The sequence below is a fragment of the Streptomyces sp. TRM68416 genome (assembly GCF_014596915.1).
Taxonomy (GTDB): domain Bacteria; phylum Actinomycetota; class Actinomycetes; order Streptomycetales; family Streptomycetaceae; genus Streptomyces.
This window is the reverse complement of the sequence record NZ_JACVWU010000003.1, coordinates 382,317-400,523: the sequence shown is the minus strand read 5'-3', so window position 1 is coordinate 400,523 and position 18,207 is coordinate 382,317. Positions and strand designations below refer to the sequence as shown.

The following is an 18,207-nucleotide window of genomic DNA, read 5'->3' as shown; positions in this document are numbered from 1 at the left end:
CGAAACATGAACGTTGAACGACCTGGGGGTGATCAGCGGGCGGCCCGGGCACGGCCACTCGCATCTGCTCTTACTGTTTTCCCAAGTGCCCTTGTCCGTCACACTGGTTGACCCCGAACCTGAGCACTGCTCACGTTCCCGTCCTCCGGAGACTCCCCCACCATGAGACGCATCCTCGGCACCCTCACGGCCGCCGCCCTGGCCCTCACCGGCCTCACCGCCACCGGCGCGACCCCCGCGGCCGCCGCCCCCACCGGCACCTTCGACGTCCTGACGTACAACATCGCGGGCCTCCCGCTGGGCCTCGGCGACAGCGACCCGGAGACCAACACCCCGCTCATCGGTCAGCGCCTGGCCCCGTACGACATCGTCAACGTGCAGGAGGACTTCAACTACCACGCCGCCCTGTACGCCAACGACACCCACCCGTACCGCACGGCCACCAGCGGCGGGGCCCTGTTCGGCGACGGCATGAACACCTTGTCCGACTTCGCCTTCGAGGACTTCCAGCGGGTGAAGTGGAACAAGTGCACCGGCACCAACTGCCTGACTCCCAAGGGCTTCTCGCTCGCGCGGGTGCGTCTGGCCGAGGGCGTCTTCGTCGACCTGTACAACGTGCACACCAACGCGGACTCCGACGACGCCGCGCTCGCCGCCCGCCGCGCCAACATCGAGCAGCTGTCGGCCTTCATCCGCGCGAACTCCTCCGGCAACGCGGTGATCGTCATGGGCGACACGAACACGCGGTACACGCGCGCGGGCGACAACATCCGCACGCTGCTGTCCGAGAACGGCCTCAAGGACCCGTGGGTGGACCTGGTCAAGGGCGGCACCGCGCCCGCGCAGGGCAGCGACCCACTGCTCTGCGACGCCGCCGCGCCGACCGACGACTGCGAGGTCGTGGACAAGGTCCTGTACCGGGGCAGCGACCTCGTGTCCCTGGACGCCACCCGCTACCACAACGAGTGGGCCTCGTTCCTGCGCTCCGACGGCAAGCACCTCTCCGACCACTTCCCGCACAAGGTCGACTTCTCCTACACCGTCAACCCGTCCCTGCGGGCGAGCGACTTCTTCGGCGGCCCGCACGGCACGGCGTTCAACGACGCCGACGACCTGCCCGCCACCGTCTCGCCCCGCACGCTCACCCTGCGCGGCGCCAGCCGCCTGGACGCCGTGTCGCTCACGCACGACGGCGGTACGACGCTGAGCCACGGCGGCCCGGGCGGCACCGCGACCTCCCTGACCCTCGCCGCCGGCGAGCACCTCACCTCGGTCAGGCTGACGCAGGGTCAGAAGGACGGCCGCACCCGGATCTTCTCGGCGGCCTTCACCACGGACAAGGGCCGCACCCTGTCCGCCGGTACGGCCGCCTCCGCCACGAAGACCTTCACCGCACCGTCCGGCTGGCAGATCGTCGGCTTCACGGGCCGCTCGGGCGACGAGATCGACAAGCTCGGGGTGCTGTACGCGCCGATCCGCTGAGACGACGCCCCCCGGACCCACGGGGGCCGTTCCGCCACAGGGTCCGCCTGGTCGTCGAGGTCCGCGACGACCAGGCCGAACTGAATTCGGCGACCGCCGAGTTCACCGCTCAGGGCCAGGGCGTGCGCCCGGCCCGGGACGGCGGCTCGGTCCCCGGCGACGGCGGCTCGGTCCCCGGCGACGGCGGACACGCCGGGCTGATCGTCGAGATCCCGGTCCACGGCACCCGTCGCACGGGAAGGTCGACGGCCGTCGGGCGGCTCACCACGCTCGCCCCTCGGCCCCCACCTCGCCGTACGGGTACGGGAAACCAACCTCAGACCGGCCAAGCGCGACACCGTGACCCCGGCATACCGGCCAAGCCCGGCCCTGAGACCCCGACACACCGACCGAGCCCGACCCCGGGACCCCGGCCCGGCTCGCGGTGAGGGCGCCGCCCGTCGTGCCCTCCGGGTGCGGGCGGAGGACGTGGCGCTGGTGGCGGCTCCTGGCACGCGGTGCAGAGCACCTCGCGTCGGCTCACTCGTTGCGCAGCACCTCCGCGATCGTCAGCCGGGCGGCACGCCGAGCCGGGACCAGGGCCCCCAGTACCGCGATCGCCAGCCCCGCGAGAGCGAGTGCGGCCAGGGACGGGGCCTGCCACACGTCCGTCATGTACGGCGGCAGGGTGATGTCCACCGCCTCCGCCATCCGCGGGACGACGAGTTCGTAGCCCGCCATGCCCAACGGGACGCCGAGGACCGAGCCGAGGGCGCCGAGGACCGCCATCGAGGTCACCGTCATCGACGTGACCTGGCGCGGGGTCATCCCGATGGACTTCAGCATGCCCAGGTCCCGGCGCCGGTCACGGGTGTTGAGGACGGCGGTGTTGAACACGCCGAGCGCGGAGACGAGGGCGAGCATCAGGGTGAGCGCGGCGGCCGAGCCGATGATGGTCCGGGTGACCGAATTGGGGCCCTGCGCAACGGGGTTGAGCCCCGGGTCGGCCGCCGCGGCCGCGCGTGCGTAGGCGGCCGGGTCCGTGCCCTCGCGCAGCTTGACGTGGTAGGCGATGGGCCTCTCGTCGGGGGCCAGAGCCGTGAAGGTGGACCAGTCGACGACGGCCATGCGGGCGTCGCTCGCCATGTACTCCCCGACGACGAGGGCCTCTTCGGCCCGGTCGCCCTTCTCCAGGCGGACGTGGTCGCCGACCCGCACGCCGTTGTGCCGCAGGAAGGCGGACCCGGCGACGAGTTCGCCGGGGCCCCGCGTCCACCGCCCCTCGGTGAGTACGCTGTCCAGCCGGACCCCGTCGCCCCGGCGGGCTTCGAGCATCACCTCGTCCGCGGAACCGGCCATACGGGCGTCGACGTCGGCGCGCGCGGTGACCCCGCCCGCGCCCGGCAACTCCGCCAGCAGCTCCTGGAGTTGACGGTCGCTGCGCTCGGGGCGAACCTCCTTGCCGCCCTTGTGGTTCCCCACGTACACAGTCACCTGGTAGGCGTCGCGCCCCGCGTTGCCGAACCGGTCCATCGTGGTGGCGAGGCCGGTCGCGAAGGTCACCGTGGTCACGCCGAGGACCACGGCGGCGAGGGTCAGCGCACTGCGCCCCGGCCGGGCGAACGGCAGCCCCGCGCCGAGACTCAGCGAGCGCGGCAGCCGGCTGCCGGCCAGCCTGCGCTGGATGCCCAGGGCGCGTCCGGCGCGGGGCGCGCTGCCCGCGCTGATGGCCCGGGCCGCCGACATCCGGTGCGCGCGCACGGCGGGTGCGAGCGCGGCGAGGACGCAGACAGCGGGCATGCCGAGCAGGGTCACGGCGTTCACCCAGGGCGCGACGGAGACGCTGCCGTGGAACACCCCGGCGTCGGGCCCGGAGAAGACGAACTCGAAGAAGGGGCGCGCCAGCAGGTTGCCGAGGGCGGTGCCGAGCGCGCAGCCGAGAACCGCCGGGACGGAGATCATCGCGAGGTAGACGGCGACGACCTGCCCGGGGGTGAAGCCCAGCGCCTTGAGGACGCCGATGTGCCGGAACCCGGAGATCACCGCGCCGCTGACCACGTTGCCGATGATGAGCACCGCCACGGCGATGCCGAGGATGCCGAAGGCCATCAGGTACGGGGTGTAGGCGCGGGCCGAACCGCTCACCTGTTCCTTGAGCGTGAGGTAGGACCGGGAGGCGGTGAGCGCGCCGGCCGGGAGGCCGTCGGTGACCTCGGCCAGCTCCGCCCGCAGCCGGTCCTGCGTGGCCGCGTCGTCGAAGCGGAACAGCATCTGGGTGGTCTGCGGGTGCAGGGCGTCGATCTGCTCCGGGGCGACCCAGGCGTCCGCGGTGCGGCTGAGGCCGGCGGCGAAGCCGACGACGGTGAGGGTCGGGCCGGACGGGATCTCGATCTTCTTGCCCAGGTCGTCGGGGAGCCAGTTCGCGTCCCGGTTCACGACGATCTCCCCGGGCCGGGTCGCCCAGCGGCCGGCCCACACGTCCACCCGGCCGACCGGTCCGCCGGGATCGGCGCGGCCGACGACCGTGATCTCGGCGCCGAGGCCGAACTCCATGGCTCGGGAGTCGAGTTCGACCGAGGCCTGGGGGAACGGCCCGGCGACGGCCTCGACGCCGGGCCGGTCGGCCGCCCGGGCCAGCCGGTCGTCGGAGACCACGGCCGGGTCGAAGGCGGCCACGACATGGGGGCCGCGCTCCTTGCCGAAGGCCTTGTCGAACGGGGCGGAGGCGGCGTCGACCAGGCCGAGCGCCACCACCAGCGCCGCCGTCGAGGTCAGCGTCACCAGCGCGATGACGACCGTCTGGAGCCTGCGCCGCCGTACCGCCGCGCGGGAGGCCCGCCACACGGCCCTCATACGGTCGGCTCCAGGGTGTGCTCGCCGGTCACCCGGCCGTCGGCGAACTCGACGAGCCGGCTCGCGCAGCGCCGGGCGAGGTGCTCGTCGTGGGTGACCAGGATCAGCGTCTGGCCGATCTGGTTGAGGTCGATGAGCAGGTCCATCACCTGCTCGCCCGCCCGGCTGTCCAGGGCGCCGGTCGGCTCGTCGGCCAGCAGCAGGGCGGGTCGGTTCATCAACGCCCGCGCCACGGCGACGCGTTGCCGTTCGCCGCCGCTGAGCACGGCCGGGTAGGCGTTGCGCCGGTCGGCGATGCCGAGTTCGTCGAACAGCTCCAGGGCGCGGCGCCGGGCCTGCCGGGCCGGGGTGCCGGTCAACTGGGCGGCCAGGGCGACGTTGTCGAGCGCGGAGAGGTCGTCGATGAGGTTGAAGAACTGGAAGATCATGCCGATTCGACGGCGCCGGTACAGGGCGAGTCCCTTCTCGCTCAGTTCTCCCACGTTCTCGCCGTGCACGACGATCGAGCCGGCGGTCGGCCGGTCCAGACCGGCGATCATGTTGAGCAGGGTGGACTTCCCGCACCCCGACGGCCCCATCACCGCCACGGCCTCCCCCGCCGCGATCTCCAGCGACACCCCGTCCAGGGCCGTCGTCTCACCGTACTCCTTGCGCACGCCGTCCAGCCGTACGACTGCCTCTGTCCTGCTGACTTCTGTGACCATGGACAGGACGCTAGGCGCGGACGGGAGCCCGGGGCATCCCTCCCCGGACGGCACCTCGTCCCGCACCTCATCCCGGGGATGCAGGCTCTGCACCCACGGGCCGATGCGCATCGGGTGACCGTCTGCCAGGGTGAGGACGGTGTGGGAGACGAAGGTGCTGGTGGCGGCGTTGGGCGTGGCGGGCGCGGCCGTGATCTGCCTGGCGGTGGCGCTGGTGCGGACGCGGGCCCGTTGGCAGCGGGCCGTGGGCGAGCGGGGCTGGCTGCTGGAGCGGGAGCGGGAGAGCGCCGCCCAGGTCGCGGTCGCGGCCGAACGTGACCGTATCGCAAGGGAGTTGCATGACATCGTGAGCCACAACGTCAGCCTGATGGTGGTGCAGGCGGGGGCCGCCCGCGAGGTGCTGGCCACGATGCCGGACGAGGCCACGGCGGCTCTGCGGGCCGTGGAGGACGCCGGACGCGGCGCCATGACCGAACTGCGGCATCTGCTGGGGGTGTTGGCACCGTCACCGGACGGCTCGGACGCGGACCCGGGCCCGAGCCCGGCGGCCCCTGCCGCCGACCTGACCCCGCAGCCCGGCCTGGACCGGCTCGGCGCGCTCGTCGACCGGATCTCGTTCGCCGGGCTTCCCGTCGAGGTGCGGATCTCCGGCGAGGTGCGCCCGTTGCCGGACGGCGTGGACGTGACGGCGTACCGCATCGTCCAGGAGGCGCTGACCAACGCGCTGCGGCACGGAGACGGCGGAAAGGCCGAGGTCACCGTGCGGTACGCGGACCGTGCGCTGCGCGTGGAGGTCCTCAACACCGGCCCGAGCGTGCTCACCGGCGACGCCCCGGTCCCACGGTCGCGGGAGGGCACCGGCCGCGGCCTGCTGGGCCTGCGGGAGCGGGTCGCGGTCTACGGCGGTGATCTGGACGCCCGGCGGCGCCTCGGCGGCGGGTACCGGGTCCGGGCGCGCATCCCCCTGGACCGCGCATGACCGGGCCCCGGGTGCTGGTGGCCGACGACCAGACCCTGATCCGTACCGGCTTCCGGCTGATCCTCACCGCACGGGGCATCGAGGTGGTGGGCGAGGCCGCGGACGGCGTGGAGGCGGTGTCACGCGCCCGCGAACTCCGCCCGGACGTGGTCCTGATGGACATCCGCATGCCGAACATGGACGGCCTGGACGCCACCCGTCGCATCCTCCGGCAGCTGCCGGAGTGCCGGGTGCTGATGCTCACCACCTTCGACCTCGACCAGTACGTGTACACGGCCCTGTCGATCGGGGCGAGCGGCTTCCTCCTCAAGGACGTCACCCCGGAGCATCTGGCCGCCGCGGTACGCCTGGTGGACACCGGCGACGCCCTGCTGGCCCCGTCCATCACCCGCCGCCTGGTGGAACGCTTCGCCGCGCCCGGTCCCCCTTCGGTCCCCACGGACCTGTCCGCCCTCACCCCCCGCGAGCTGGAGGTCCTCACTCTGATGGGCCGCGGCCTGTCCAACACGGAGCTGGCCGGCCACCTCACCCTGAGCGAGGCGACGGTGAAGTCCCACGTGGCCCGCATCTTCGCCAAGCTCGCGCTGCGCGACCGCGCCCAGGCGGTCGTACTGGCCTACGAGTCGGGTCTGGTAAAACCGGGCGGGGCCGTGAATTCCTAGATACCCTAGGCAATCCTCCTAGGCATCCTAGGTAAACGGCTAGTACCCAAAGGCTCATCGGAGGTCCCCCATGCCTCGCGCAGGTCTCACCCCGGACCGCATCACCGCGGCCGCCGCCGAACTGGCCGACGAGGCGGGGTTCGAGCGGGTCAGCCTCTCGGCGCTGGCCCGCCGCTTCGGCGTCAAGGACGCGAGCCTGTACTCGCACGTGCGCAACCTCCAGGACCTGCGCACCCGGCTCGCCCTGCTCGCCGGGGCGGAGCTGATCGACCGGATCGCGGTGGCGGTCGCGGGGCGGTCCGGGAAGGAGGCGCTGGCCGCGTTCGCGGGCGCCTACCGGGAGTACGCGCTCCAGCACCCCGGCCGGTACGCCGCCACCCAGATCCGTATCGACCAGGCGCTGGTGGCGGACGCCCCGGCCCTGCGCCGCACCGCCGAGATCACCTACGGCATGCTCCGCGCCTACGGCCTCGAAGAGCCCGATCTCACCGACGCCGTACGGCTGTTGCGCGCCACCTTCCACGGCTACTGCGCCCTGGAGTCCACCGGCGGCTTCGGCGCCCCGCGCTCGGTCCAGGACTCCTGGGACCGCGCGGTCGAGGCCCTGCACATCACACTCACCCACTGGCCACGCCAGGAGAGGGACCATGACTGACACACTCCACTACGACGTCCGCGGCAGCGGACCCGCCCTCCTCGTCATCCCGGGCGGCTCCGGGCACCCCATGGGCCTGGAGCGCATGACGGAGGCGCTCGCCGACCGCTTCACGGTGATCGTCCACGACCCCCTCGGCCTCGCCCACGGCCGCCTCGGCCTGCCCGTCCCCGAGCAGCGGGTGCAGGCGTGGAGCGACGGGGCGCGGCGCGTGCTCGACGAGGCGCTGCCCGAGGGCGAGTCGGCGTACGTCCTCGGCACCAGCGCGGGCGGGATCGCCGCACTCGACCTGCTCGCCCGGCACCCTCAGCGGCTGCGGCACGTGGTCGCGCACGAGCCGCCGTGCGTCGGCGTCCTGCCCGACGGCGCCCGGCACCGGGCCATGTTCGCCGAGGTGTACGACACCTACCGGGCGGCCGGGCTCGCGGCTGCCGCCGCCCGCATGACCGCCGGACTGGCGGAGGAGCGGCCGGAGCAGCCCCCGGCGGGCGAACCCCTGCCGCCGGAGGAGGAGTTGGCCGACCCCATGGCGCTCTTCCTCACCCGCGTCCTGATCCCGTTCACCTCCTACGTGCCCGGTCCGACCGGCCCCACCCCCCTGACCGTCGCAGCGGGCACGGACTCCCGCGGCCAACTGCTGTACCGCACCGCCGAGTCCACCGCCGCCCGCACCCGGGGCGACTTCGTCGAGTTCCCGGGCGGACACCTCGGCCCGCTGGAGCGTCCGGCCGAGTTCGCCGACCGCCTCGCGCGGACGCTGCGGCCCGAGCCGGTCACCGAGGCCGGGACATGAGCCGCCGCACGTCGGCTACTGCGCGGATGACGGCTGTGCGAATCTCAGGACATTGCCGTACGGGTCGATGACATGCATCGTCGGCCCTCCGGGCGCGTCCGGGTCGATCCCGGGACGCACCGGCGCGTTCGGCCGGGCGAGCAGCTCCTTGTGCAGCGCGGTCACATCGCGCACCGGGACCCAGACCACGCTGCTGGGGACGCCGTCGCCGTGGTGCTCGGAGAGGTGCAGCACGGCCGCCGAGCGCGACACCTGCACGTACAGGGGCAGGCCCGGCTCGAACCGGTGCTCCCAGTCCAGGGTGAAGCCCAGGTAGTCGAGGTAGAACGGCAGCGCCTGTGCGACGGACATGACGCGCAGGACCGGCACGCCGGGGCTGATGGCCGGGACGGCAGGGCTGCCTGCCCGGCTCGCCAGGGCGGCGAGGACATTCCAGTCCTTGGTGCCGAGCTGGTGGGCGACCAGTTCGAGGGCGAGGCCGTGCGGGATCTCGATCCCCGCTGCGGCAAGGTCCGCGCGCAGGAGTCTGGCGAGTTTCTTGGCGTGGTCGGTGTGAGGGGAGGTCATCGCGTCGGCTTTCTACGCGGCCCGTCCTGCCGATGCTCGCGTTGTCGGCCGGTGCCGCGTCCAGTGAGCCGAGGCGAGGCGACCCACGGTGCATTCACCCAACCCCGAAAGGCGCGAGCGGCCGGCTGCACCAGGCCGCGGCCGATACTACCGGTCGGCCTGAGCCGCGGAGACAGGGGCCCGACCGGGCCGGGTGGTCCACCTGTTGGAGTCAGGGCCGACGCGCCCCCGTCCAGCCGGCCGGCCGCCAAGCCGCCCACCGAGTGCGGGCATTGACCGATCGTCGGATTCGGGCGACGGTAAGGGAGCGGCAAGGCATGGGCTGCCGTTGAACGGGGGAAGGGGTGGCTTCCATGGATGCCGAAGAGGCCTGGGCTCCCGAGGGTGAGCGCTTGTCCGACGCGTCGACGGCGCACGCCGACGAGGCCGAGTTCTGGGAGGACTGGCGCGACTATTTCTGGTCCGCCGTCCTGTCCCCGCTGTGGACGGCCTTCGGGGCACTGATCGCCTATGCCGCCGCACGGAACGCCGCGCAGGTGGACGACTGGTTCGGGGCCTTGCTGGTGGGCGGTCTGCTCATCGTGGGCGGCGGAATACTGACGGCGGGTCTGTCCATGCCGTTGTGGCTCGGGTGGGACTTGGGTGCGGTGGTCGTCCGCTGCTCCCGCGAGGGCATCACGATCAAGGGGGACGTCCATCCCTGGAACACGGTCCGCCTGCTGCGCCTGGGCTACGAGTACACCGAAGTCGGGGCGGCGAACGACCTGGAGGGGCCCGGCTCGATCAAGAAGTGCCACCTGGAGGTGTGCACCGACAGGGAGACGCTGCGGGTGACCGGGGAGGTCTGGCGGAACCGGGCACATGAACTGGCCGAGGTGGTGGGCCGATTGGCCCCCGAGGTTCCGGTGGAGTGGGCGAGTGGCCTCGCCTTCCGCCCGAAGGGGCCGCCGCGCGCCGTACGCCCGTCCCCCAAGCGGGTGCGCGGTGAGGCCGTCGCGCTGGTCGGAGTGTCCCTTGTCCTCTCGGTCCTCGTCTGCGCGGCAGTGTCGCACTGGGCACCGGAAATGGTCACCCTCGGCTGACCGCGGTGGTGCCCGGTGGCGCAGGCGGCGGCCTCGCTTCCGCGCCGCTCACTGCGGCCCCGGAGGTGTGCGCAGGGCGCGCCACGGACAGGACTCAGGCGGCCCGCTCCGCCGCGCTGCGCAGTACGCAGAACTCGTTGCCCTCGGGGTCGGTCAGTACCGCCCAGCCCGTGCCGTCGGGGTTGCGGCGGTCGTCGGCCAGGGTGGCGCCGAGGGCGAGGAGCCGCTCGACCTCCTCGTCACGGGTGCGGTCCTCCGGCTGGAGGCAGAAGTGCAGGCGGTTCTTGACGGTCTTGCGCTCGGGGACCGTCACGAAGAGCACCCCCGCCTCCTCGATCAGGACCTCCTCGTCGCCGGGCTTGTCGTCCTCGTGCACGGGCAGGCCGAGGACCTGGGACCAGAAGCCCGCGAGTCGGTAGGCGTCGACGCTGTCGACGGTGGTGTGCCGGATCACAGAAGTCATGCGCGGGATTCTCACCTGCGGCCGGGTCCCCTGCAACGAGATATGGCCGGTCAGCGAGGTGAACGGCCACCCACCCGCCCCGGGCGGCGACCACCGGGCACGCCGACCGCACGACGTACGCCGCCAGGCCGCTCGCCGGGGGCGTCCCCGGCCTCGGCAAAGCCGCGGATCTTGCGCCTGCCGCTCTGTGTCAGTCGCCCCCCGACACCGCAACCTGCCCGTCCTCCACCCGGACCCGCACTTCCCTGCCGTCGGCCCAGCGGACGGCGAGGAGGTGGGGGTCCGCCGCGGTCACCGCGGCCGTCTCCGACAGGGGGGCCGGAGCCGGTTCTCCGGTCAGCCGGGCCAGCGCCACGAACAGCGTGTGGCCGGCCCCGGTCTTCCCCGCCAGTCCGTCGTCCAGCCCGAGCACGGGATGCAGCTCGGCGCCGGCTCCCGCCCACCCGGTGACCCGGACCGGCGTTCCGGCCGGTACGCCCGCCACCAGGTGCGCCCGCACCTCCGCGGCCCCGCGCACCAGCACGACGTTCGTCACCCGGGCGCCCGAGGACGTCATGTGCCGGGACGCCGCCCAGCCGTCGCCGACTCCGAGGGGCTCGATGGACGTACGGCTCGGGTCGTCGTCGACGAGGACGCTGTTGTCGTACGACGCTGACGGCTCCGTCACGGTCGAGTAGGCGAGCCGGGTGTAGTAGGGGTCGTAGCGGACGTCCTCGCTGCCGTGGTTGTGGAGGCGGACGACGCCGTCCGAAGTGGTGGACTGCAGCAGCCAGTTGGGCGGGCCGATCGGGTGGGCGGCGTCGCCGCGTTCCACCGGTGCCGGTTCCTCGGGTGCCGTCCACACCTCGTGGTCGGCGGGGAGGAGGAGGCCGAGGAAGCCCTTGGCGGCCCAGTACGGGGAGGCCGGGCCGGAGTAGTTCTGCAGGACGGCGGGGTTCGGGCCGTGCCAGCCCAGGGTGAGCAGGCCCCGGTCGTCGACCGCGCCCCGGTCGAGGAAGTAGCGCAGGGCCCCGGAGGCCAGCCGGCGGGTCTCGCCCGGGGAGAGCGGGGTGCGGCCGGTCAGGGCGCCGAGCCAGAGAGGGGCCGTCGTCGCGAAGCGGTAGGTCAGGGAGCGCCCCTGGTGCAGGGGGGCGCCGTCGCCGCCGAAGAGGCGGGCGTAGTCCTCCAGGTGACGCGAGAGGCGGCCGCCGTAGAGGTCAAGGAGCCGCTGGTCGTCCGCCAGCCAGGCGTGCAGCACCGGGTAGAGGTGCATGGCCCAGCCGTTGTAGTAGTCGAACTTGCGGCCGTCGCCGTCGGTGTACCAGCCGTCGCCGAGGTACCACTTCTCGATGCGGTGCAGGCCGCGGTCGACCGCCTCGCGGGACGCCTCGGGCTCGTAGCCGACCGATGCGAGGAAGCCTCCGACGGTGACCGGGAACAACTCCCAGTTGCAGGGCCAGGGTTCGGCGGTCAGGGCGTCGGCGAGCCAGTCGGCAGCGCGGTGCCGTACGGCGTCGTCCAGGCGGTCCCACAGCAGCGGGCGGGTCAGGCGCAGGGCGAGCGCGATGGAGGCGGCCTCCACCAGGGGCTGGCTGCGGTGGGTGATACGGGGCCAGGCTCCCGCGGCGCCGGCCGCGAGTCCGTCGGCGTAGCGCTCAAGTGCCGTCTCGTCGCGGCGGAAGGCCGCCAGCAGCAGCGTACGGGCGTATCCCTCCAGTCCGTCGGAGAGGCGGCCGGACCAGCTCTGGCGGTCGCCGGGCAGATGGTAGAGGGCGCGGTCGTCGGTGGCGTACGGCTCGACCGCGGCGAGCAGGGTGTCGGCGGCGGCCTCCCAGTGGGCGCGGGTGCAGCCGGTGTACGGGCTCAGGGTGCGGTCGTCGGGGGGCAGTTGCATGGTCTGCGGCGTTCCTCTCCCACAGGGGTCTGGTCCACAGGGACCTGGGGCGCCCTGGTTCCGGTCAGGACGCCCCAGGGGTTCATCCCACCCTCACCTGGCCCTCGGGCACCAGATGCCGGGCGAGAAGTTCGTCGCGGACCACCTCCGCGTACACGGTGGCGCCGTGCGCGGAGGTGTGGGTGTTGTCGCGTTTCTCGTTGTAGAGGTACAGGGACTTGGAGCCCTCGACCCCGAGCCGCTCGACGATCTCCTTGGTCCGGGCGGTCAGGTCGATCAGTGGGACGTCGTGGTCGGCGGCGACCGAGCGGATGACCGCCGGGTGGTCCACGCCCAGGCCGTTCACGAGCAGCGCGGTACCGTTGTTCAGCGTGCCGTCCGAGTTGAACCAGCGCCGCACGATCGGGGTGACCAGCACGGGCTCGCCGCCCTTCGCGCGCACGCCCGCCACCAGCGTCTCCAGGTTGGCGCGGTAGGTCGCCTCGTCCGTGGTCTTGTCGTTGTGGGCGAGCTGGACCAGCACCAGGTCGCCGGGGCGGATCTGCGGCCGGACGGTGGCCCACAACTGCGGGTTCCCCAGATACGTCACCGTACTCTCCCCGGAATCGGCGTAGTTGGCGACGGACAGTCCCTTGCGCAGGTACTGCGGGAGCTGCTGTCCCCAGCCGGTGTAGGGGTCGCCGGGCTGGTCGCAGACGGTGGAGTCGCCGACGAGGAAGATCTGGCGGGCGTGCCGGGCGGGTGTCACGCGGATGTCCGCCAGCGCGGGTGCCGCGCCGCCGACGACCAGGTCCAGGCCGGGGGTTCCGTCCGCGCCGGTCGGCTCGCCCTCGGGGGTGCGGACGTTCACCGTGAAGCTGCGGGCGACCCGTTCACCGGCCGGGGCGGCGGTCTCGGGGAGCAGGGCGCGCCGGGTCTCGCCGCCGAGGCTCGTGCGGGAGGCCTCCTCGCCGCCGAGCAGCACCTTGACGTCGTACGTGCCGGGCGGGACGTCGAAGTGGCAGGCGGTGGCGGTGCAGTTCTCGATGCCCAGGGCCGGGCCGCCGCGGTGCGCCTGGGCGGCGGGGGCGGCCGTCAGCACGCTGCCCAGGGTCACGGCCGCCACAACGACCGGATTGAAACGTCTCACTCGCGGCTCCTCCGTCACAGGACCAGTCCTGGCCGTGGACCGTACAGGTTGCGGCAAGCGCTTTCTAGACCTTGGCGCGATTTCCCAAGATTGCCGCCGGCAAGTACGCGAAAGCCCTTTCGTGAAATCGATTCAACTGTCAATCTTCCACTCACCCGCATCCCCGCACCCTCCCCCCTCAAGGAGGTCCCCCCATGTCCGGAACCGCCTCGACCGGCCCCCTCGGCCGCCGTGCCTTCGTCCTCGGCGCGGCAGCCGCGGCCGGCACCGCGGCCCTCGCCGGAACCGCCTCCGCCGCCGCCTTCGGCTGGAGCGACGACGGCACCCACTACGTCGTCGACACCGGCGCCCAACTCGTCTTCAAGGTCCGCAAGTCCAACGGCGACCTGTCCTCGCTGGTCTACCGGGGCGTGGAGTACCAGGGCTACGGCGGCATGAACTCGCACATCGAATCCGGCCTCGGCAGCTCCAACGTGACCATCTCCCAGTCCGGTTCGACGATCCTGGTCTCCGTCACCTACGGCACGCTGAAGCACTACTACGCGGCCCGCAGCGGCGAGAACAACATCTACCTGTGGACCAACAAGGCCGACACGTCCGTCTCGGCGACCCGTTTCATCCTGCGCGTGAAGGCGGGCCTGTTCCGCAACGACGAGCCCGATTCCTACACTTACGCGCCCACCGCCATCGAGGCCTCGGACGTGTTCGCCAAGTCCGACGGCCAGACCCGCTCCAAGCACTACTCGAGACTGCGCGTGATGGACTACAACTACATCGGCTGGTCCAGCGGCGGCGTCGGTCTGTGGATCGTGCGCAGCAACCACGAGAAGGCCTCCGGCGGCCCGTTCTACCGCTCCCTGCTGCGCCACCAGAGCGCGGACGGCGGCGGCCTGTACGAGATCCTGTACTACGGCCAGAACCAGACCGAGGCCCAGCGCTTCGGCCTCCAGGGCCCCTACGTCATCGCCCTCACGGACGGCGGCGCGCCCTCCTCCGCCCTGTTCCCGGGCACCCTCACCACCCCGTGGGCCGACTCGCTCGGCCTGTCCGGGTACGTCGGCGCGAGCGGCCGGGGCCGGGTGGCCGGTGTCGGCATCACCGGCCGCAACCCCGCGCACCCGTACACGGTCGGCCTCGCCAGCCCCACCGCGCAGTACTGGGGTCCGGCGCGCGCCTCGGACGGCTGGTTCTCCATCGGCGGGGTGCTGCCGGGGACGTACACGCTCACCGTCTTCAAGGACGAACTCGCCGTGTACACCACGTCGGTGACGGTCACCGCGGGCGGCACGACCACCCTGAACACGATCGCGATCCCTTCGTCGAACGACCCGTCCAACGCGAGTGCCATCTGGCGGATCGGCGACTGGAACGGCACGCCCAAGGGCTTCAAGAACGCCGATCTGATGACGTACGCGCACCCGTCCGACGTGCGCGCCGCGCCCTGGACCGGCAATGTCGTCATCGGCAGCGGGGCGGAGACGTCCGCCTTCCCCTGCTACCTCTGGAAGGACGTCAACAGCGGCATCGTCGTCCACTTCCGGCTGACCGCCGCCCAGGCGGCCGCCGCGCACACCCTGCGCATCGGCGTGACGACGGCCTACGCCAACGGCCGCCCCCAGGTCGTCGTCAACGACACCTGGACCTCCGCCATCCCCTCCCCGCCCGCCCAGCCGAACACGCGGTCGCTGACCAACGGTTCGTACCGCGGCAACAACCACGTCTTCAGCTACAGCGTCCCGGCGTCCGCCTGGCGGACGGACCCCGGCGCGTACAACACCCTGCGGATCAACGTGGTGAGCGGTTCGGGGACGACGGCCTATCTCAGCGCGGGCACGTCGATCGACGCGATCGACCTGCTGGCCTGACCCGGACTCAGGTCCCGCGCGTCCACTGCTGGTTGGTCCCTCCGTTGCAGGTGTGCGTGATGATCGTGGCGGAGTTGGCGGTGGACCCGCCGCTCACATCCAGGCACTCGCCGGTGGCGCGGGAGACGACGTTGACGTAGGAGCCGGTGGTGGTGAGCGACCACTGCTGGCTCGTGGCCGAGGCGTCGCAGTGCTCCTGCGTCACCGTGCTCGCGTTCTCCCGGACGCACAGGGAGCTGTGCCGGGCCACGAGCTGGTAGTGGCCGCCGCCGACGGACCTGAACCAGTACTTCTGGTTGCTGCCGCCGTTGCAGTCGTACTGCTTGATCTGGCCGCCCGGCCACTGCGACTGGCTGATCACGTCCGCACAGCGGCCCGAGTGCCGGGCGACCAGCGTCCGGTACGTGGCACTGGTGCCGCCGACCGTTCCGGTGGCCGTGTCCACCGTCAGCTCCGGCGACCAGGACATCGACATCGTGGTCGGGGTCGGGAAGGCCAGCGGCAGCCACACGTACCGGGAGTCGTTGACGGTCCCGCCGAAGGAGTTGCCCCAGCGGTCGCCCAGGTACAGGTAGGAGGTGGTCGAGGTGCCCTGCACGGGGAGGACGTACGCGGTCTGCGAGCCGTAGGCCGTGGAGTCGCCGACGTTGGTCATGGCGGTCCACGGGCCGGACAGGGAGCCGGCGGTCGCGTACCGCTGCTGGTTGGGGTTCCAGCCGGTGGAGCCCGAGGTGAGCATGAAGTAGACACCGCCCCGCTTGAACAGCGCCGGGGCCTCGCGGTGGCCGCCGTGCCACGGGTCGGCGACCAGGGCGGCGACGCCGGTGTAGTCGGCGGTGAGCCGGTAGATGTGCAGGTCGTAGTTGTCCCGGGCGGCCGAGACCATGTACCCGGTGCCGTCGGTGTCGACGAAGACGGTGATGTCCCGGGACATGTGGCCGAGCGGGCGGAAGCTGCCCTGCCAGGCGTAGTTGCCGTCCACGGTGTCGGAGACGGCGACGGCCGCGCGGGCCTGGCTGTAGTCGACGCCGTTCTCCTTGTGCATCCACATCACGAACTTGCCGGTGGACGCGTTGTACATGACCTTGGGCCGCTCGATGTTGGCGGTGGCCAGCTCGGGGTGGGTGGCCTGGGTCAGGACGTGGTTCCTGAACTCCCAGTTCTTCAGGTCGGTGGAGCGGTAGGCGGACACGTACCGGAAGGTGTTGTCGGCGTTGCGGTTCTCCCCGAACCAGTAGTAGTAGGCGCCGACCTTGATCACTCCGCCGCCGTGCGCGTGCACGGGGTTGCCCGAAGTGTCCCTGAACTGCGTGCCGTTGGTGATCGTCTGGGGTGCGGCCCGGACGGGACCGGCGGTGGCCAGGGCACCGGCGAGGGCCAGGCAGAGGGCGATCAGAACCGCGTACGCGCGTCTCATCTCACGCCTCCTGCCGGACGCCGTCGGCGACGGGGACGCCGAAGTCGGGGGTGCCGTCGGGGTTCCAGCGCAGGGGCTGGATCCGGGTGTGCCGGTTGGGGTCGTTCAGCGGGTCGCCGACGATCTCCTTGTACTGGCGGGCGTGGTAGACGAGGACGTCGGTACGGCCGTCCTCGGCGACGGTGAAGGAGTTGTGGCCGGGGCCGTACTGCCGGGTGGTGTCGTTGCTGGTGAAGACCGGGGTCGGGGACTTGGACCAGCTTGCGGGGTTCATCGGGTCGGCGTTCGCGTCGGCGGTGAGCAGGCCCAGGCAGTAGTTGAAGTCGGTGGCGCTGGCCGAGTACGACAGGAACAGCCGGCCGTTGCGGGCGATGACCGCCGGGCCCTCGTTGACCTTGTAGCCGATGCACTCCCAGTCGTACTCGGGTGTCGACAGCCGGACTTGAGGGCCCGTCAGCGTCCAGGGGTCGGCCATCCTGGACAGCCACAGCGCGGTGTTGTTGTCCATGCCGGGCTCGTGCTGGGCCCAGCAGAGGTAGCGGGTGCCGCGGTGGGTGAAGGTGGTGGCGTCCAGGGAGAAGGTCTCCCACTGCGTCTTCACCTGCCCCCGCTCCACCCAAGTCCCCCGGAACGGGTTGGGGTTGGCGTTCTCCAGCACCCACATGCGGATCGCCCACACGTCCTCGGCGGGCGCCGCGGCGAAGTAGATGTACCACTTGCCGCCGATGCGGTGGATCTCCGGCGCCCAGATGTGCGCCCCCATGTCACCGGTGGCGTGCTTCCGCCAGATCACGGACTCGGCGGCGGTGGCCAGCCCGGCGAGCGTGCGCGAGCGGCGCAGGACGATGCGGTCGTACTCCGGCGCGGTGGCCGTGAAGTAGTAGAACCCGTCGGAGTGGCGGCGGATGTGCGGGTCGGCACGGTTGCGGACGAGGGGGTTCACGTACGGGGCCGCCTTCGGGGACGGCGCGCCCGGCGCTGCGGCCTGCGCGACGCCGGACACGGCCGGAACGGCGGCGAGGGCACCGGCGGCTGCGGCGCCCTGCAGGAGCAGTCGGCGGCTGGGGACTTGGGGCAGATCGTGATCGCGGCTCATGCGTCCTGCCTCTCATGGGGGGAATGTTCGATATAACGAACCACATCTGTCATCCCGAACGGCTGAAAGGTACGGGCGCGCCTGGGGGAGGTCAACGGGTTCGGCGGGACAAACGCGCGGGACGCAGGAGGTGCGCCGGTCGCCTTGCGTTGAAGCGCGCTTCAACTCATACGGTCGTGGCGTGGCGACCGAGGGGATCGACGGGACTCTGACCATTGCCGAGGCATCCGAGCTGACAGGGCTCAGCCCTTCCACGCTGCGCTACTACGAACGCATCGGCCTGATCGACGGCGTGGAGCGCGGCCCGGACGGGCGGCGGCGGTATCAGACGGCGGATCTGGCCTGGATGGCGTTCCTGCTGCGGCTGCGGACCACCGGGATGCCCATCCGGGGGATGGTGGCCTTCGCGAAGCTGCGCCGGGGCGGGGACGCCACCGTGCGGCAGCGGCTGGAGCTCTTGCGCAGGCATCAGGCGCAGGTCAGGCAGGAGTACGAGGCCGTCCTGCGCAGCCTCGACGCCATCGACGACAAGATCGCTTACTACGAACGACTGGTGGAGGAACACGATGGGGACAGCGGACGAGAGGCGTGACGCACGGCAGGGGGAA

16 protein-coding genes are annotated in these 18,207 nt (G+C 72.0%); 8 read left to right on the top strand and 8 right to left on the bottom strand.

The window, feature by feature from the left end:
* Positions 1–162 precede the first annotated feature (162 nt).
* The gene (locus tag ICC28_RS07200) at positions 163–1,482 is read left to right on the top strand and encodes a jacalin-like lectin (protein WP_188287574.1); all 1,320 of its coding nucleotides are present in this window, start codon (positions 163–165) and stop codon (positions 1,480–1,482) included.
* 519 nt (positions 1,483–2,001) lie between these two features.
* Here ICC28_RS07200 and ICC28_RS07195 read toward each other — a convergent pair.
* Positions 2,002–4,314: an ABC transporter permease gene (locus ICC28_RS07195; RefSeq protein WP_188287573.1), complete on the bottom strand. Its 2,313-nt coding sequence runs from the start codon at positions 4,312–4,314 to the stop codon at positions 2,002–2,004.
* Entirely contained in the window at positions 4,311–5,018 is a 708-nt protein-coding gene (locus ICC28_RS07190) for an ABC transporter ATP-binding protein (protein WP_188287572.1), read from the bottom strand. The genes ICC28_RS07195 and ICC28_RS07190 overlap by 4 nt, the downstream gene beginning before the upstream one ends.
* Before the next feature lie 139 nt (positions 5,019–5,157).
* On the opposite strand from ICC28_RS07190, the gene ICC28_RS07185 reads away from it, so the two are divergent.
* The 4 genes from ICC28_RS07185 to ICC28_RS07170 all read left to right on the top strand — a co-directional run bounded on the left by ICC28_RS07185 (position 5,158) and on the right by ICC28_RS07170 (position 8,107).
* Positions 5,158–5,997, top strand: coding sequence for a sensor histidine kinase (locus tag ICC28_RS07185; protein ID WP_188287571.1), 840 nt, complete (start codon positions 5,158–5,160; stop codon positions 5,995–5,997).
* Positions 5,994–6,659, top strand: coding sequence for a response regulator transcription factor (locus ICC28_RS07180; protein WP_188287570.1), 666 nt, complete (start codon positions 5,994–5,996; stop codon positions 6,657–6,659). Before ICC28_RS07185 ends, ICC28_RS07180 begins: the two co-directional genes overlap by 4 nt.
* 70 nt (positions 6,660–6,729) lie before the next feature.
* On the top strand, positions 6,730–7,314 hold the full coding sequence (locus tag ICC28_RS07175; protein ID WP_188287569.1) for a TetR/AcrR family transcriptional regulator: 585 nt from the start codon (positions 6,730–6,732) through the stop codon (positions 7,312–7,314).
* Positions 7,307–8,107: an alpha/beta fold hydrolase gene (locus ICC28_RS07170; protein ID WP_188287568.1), complete on the top strand. Its 801-nt coding sequence runs from the start codon at positions 7,307–7,309 to the stop codon at positions 8,105–8,107. The genes ICC28_RS07175 and ICC28_RS07170 overlap by 8 nt, the downstream gene beginning before the upstream one ends.
* A 15-nt stretch (positions 8,108–8,122) precedes the next feature.
* Here ICC28_RS07170 and ICC28_RS07165 read toward each other — a convergent pair whose 3' ends face one another.
* Positions 8,123–8,674 (bottom strand): glyoxalase superfamily protein, encoded by a 552-nt coding sequence (locus ICC28_RS07165; protein ID WP_188287567.1) that lies wholly within the window; start codon positions 8,672–8,674, stop codon positions 8,123–8,125.
* 353 nt (positions 8,675–9,027) lie between these two features.
* On the opposite strand from ICC28_RS07165, the gene ICC28_RS07160 reads away from it, so the two are divergent.
* On the top strand, positions 9,028–9,756 hold the full coding sequence (locus tag ICC28_RS07160; protein WP_188287566.1) for a hypothetical protein: 729 nt from the start codon (positions 9,028–9,030) through the stop codon (positions 9,754–9,756).
* Between the two features lie 94 nt (positions 9,757–9,850).
* On the opposite strand, the gene ICC28_RS07155 is transcribed toward ICC28_RS07160, so the two are convergent.
* The 3 genes from ICC28_RS07155 to ICC28_RS07145 form a co-directional block, all read right to left on the bottom strand.
* The gene (locus tag ICC28_RS07155) at positions 9,851–10,219 is read right to left on the bottom strand and encodes a VOC family protein (protein WP_188287565.1); all 369 of its coding nucleotides are present in this window, start codon (positions 10,217–10,219) and stop codon (positions 9,851–9,853) included.
* Between the two features lie 190 nt (positions 10,220–10,409).
* Positions 10,410–12,092, bottom strand: a complete 1,683-nt coding sequence (locus ICC28_RS07150; RefSeq protein ID WP_188287564.1) for a DUF2264 domain-containing protein — start codon at positions 12,090–12,092, stop codon at positions 10,410–10,412.
* Between the two features lie 82 nt (positions 12,093–12,174).
* Positions 12,175–13,221, bottom strand: a complete 1,047-nt coding sequence (locus ICC28_RS07145; protein WP_188287563.1) for a rhamnogalacturonan acetylesterase — start codon at positions 13,219–13,221, stop codon at positions 12,175–12,177.
* Between the two features lie 194 nt (positions 13,222–13,415).
* Between ICC28_RS07145 and ICC28_RS07140 the strand changes: the two genes are divergently transcribed.
* A complete protein-coding gene (locus ICC28_RS07140; protein ID WP_188287562.1) occupies positions 13,416–15,086 on the top strand; it encodes a rhamnogalacturonan lyase B N-terminal domain-containing protein in 1,671 nt (556 codons plus the stop codon).
* Positions 15,087–15,093: 7 nt separating this feature from the next.
* Here the strand turns inward: ICC28_RS07140 and ICC28_RS07135 are convergent, their stop codons facing one another.
* Complete coding sequence (locus ICC28_RS07135) at positions 15,094–16,503, bottom strand: RICIN domain-containing protein (protein ID WP_188287561.1); 1,410 nt, start codon at positions 16,501–16,503, stop codon at positions 15,094–15,096.
* A gap of 1 nt (position 16,504) precedes the next feature.
* Positions 16,505–17,599, bottom strand: a complete 1,095-nt coding sequence (locus ICC28_RS07130; RefSeq protein ID WP_188287560.1) for a family 43 glycosylhydrolase — start codon at positions 17,597–17,599, stop codon at positions 16,505–16,507.
* A 181-nt stretch (positions 17,600–17,780) separates the two neighbouring features.
* Between ICC28_RS07130 and ICC28_RS40335 the strand changes: the two genes are divergently transcribed.
* The gene (locus ICC28_RS40335; protein WP_282700424.1) at positions 17,781–18,191 is read left to right on the top strand and encodes a MerR family transcriptional regulator; all 411 of its coding nucleotides are present in this window, start codon (positions 17,781–17,783) and stop codon (positions 18,189–18,191) included.
* Positions 18,192–18,207 lie beyond the last annotated feature (16 nt).